We start from the raw sequence: 1640 nt of genomic DNA, 5'->3' as shown, positions 1-1640 counted from the left end.
CGGCGCACCGCCGACGCGGGCGCCGCCACCGGCACCGACGGACTGCGGCTGCGCCTGGCGGGCCTGTCCGCCGACGACCGGCTCGGCGCCCTGCGCGACCTGGTCGGCACCCACGCGGCGGCCGTCCTCGGCCACGCCGACCCGGACCAGCTGCACGCCGGCCGTGCCTTCCGCGACCTCGGCTTCGACTCGCTGACCGCCGTCGAACTGCGCAACCGGCTGAACGGCGCCACCGGGCTGCGGCTGCCCGCCACCCTCGTCTTCGACCACCCGACCGTCGAGGAACTCGCCGCCTTCCTGGACGGCGAACTCTCCGACGGCATCCCGGCCGCGCTGCCCGCCACCCCCGCGCCGGCCCCCGCCGCGCACGGTGACGACGACGTCTTCGCCGTCGTCGGCATGGCCTGCCGCCTGCCCGGCGACGTCCGCTCACCAGAGGACCTGTGGCGGCTGCTCGCCGACGGCGCCGACGCCGTCGCGCCCTTCCCCGGCGACCGCGGCTGGGACCTCGACCGGCTCTACGACGCCGTACCCGAGCACGAGGGCAGCTCCCGCACCCGCGAGGGCGGCTTCCTGCACGACGTGGCCGACTTCGACGCCGACTTCTTCGGCATCTCCCCGCGTGAGGCCCTGGCCATGGACCCGCAGCAGCGGCTCCTCCTGGAGACCTCCTGGGAGGTCTTCGAACGGGCCGGCATCGACCCCCGTTCCGTACGCGGCAGCCGCACCGGCGTCTTCGCCGGCCTGTCCTCCAGCGACTACCTCAAGCGCGTGGCCCGCGTCCCCGACGAGATCGCCGGCTACGTCAACAACGGCAACGCCAACAGCATCGTCTCCGGCCGCGTCGCCTACACCCTGGGCCTGGAGGGCCCGGCCGTCACCGTCGACACGGCCTGCTCCTCCTCCCTGGTCGCCCTGCACATGGCGCTCCAGGCACTGCGGCGCGGCGAGTGCACCATGGCCCTGGCCGGCGGCGTCACCGTGATGTCCTCGCCCGAGATCATCGTGGACTTCTCCCGCCAGCGCGGCCTGGCCGCCGACGGCCGCTGCAAGCCCTTCGCCGCCGCGGCGGACGGCACCGGCTTCTCCGAGGGGGTCGGCCTGATCCTGGTCGAGCGGCTCTCCGACGCCCGCCGTAACGGCCACCAGGTACTGGCCCTGATCCGCGGCTCCGCCGTCAACCAGGACGGTGCGAGCAACGGTCTCAGCGCCCCCAACGGCCCCGCCCAGCAGCGCGTCATCCGCCAGGCCCTGGCCGACGCGGGCGTCGACGCCCGCGAGGTCGACGCCGTCGAGGCGCACGGCACCGGCACCCGGCTCGGCGACCCCATCGAGGCCCAGGCCCTGCTGGCCACCTACGGCCAGGGCCGGGACGGCGCCCACCCGCTGCTGCTCGGCTCCGTCAAGTCCAACCTGGGCCACACCCAGGCCGCCGCGGGCGTCGCCGGTGTGATGAAGATGGTGCTCGCGCTGCGGCACGGCACGCTGCCCAAGAGCCTGCACATCGACGCGCCCACCCCGCACGTGGACTGGGCGGGCGACGGCGTCCGGCTGCTCACCGAGGCCACCGAGTGGCCCGAGGCCGGACACCCCCGCCGGGCCGCCGTCTCCTCCTTCGGCATCAGCGGCACCAACGCCCA

The 1640-nt window shown here is 75.3% G+C and carries 1 protein-coding gene; it reads left to right on the top strand.

Annotated features, from left to right (window positions below; translation table 11 throughout):
- Positions 1-1640: beta-ketoacyl synthase N-terminal-like domain-containing protein (locus HO151_RS06050; RefSeq protein ID WP_173895068.1), on the top strand; the 1640-nt coding region annotated here is incomplete at both ends.

It is taken from the genome of Streptomyces sp. 8P21H-1 (assembly GCF_013302945.1).
Note: the sequence above shows the minus strand (reverse complement) of the source record. Positions and strands in the feature narration are given on the sequence as shown.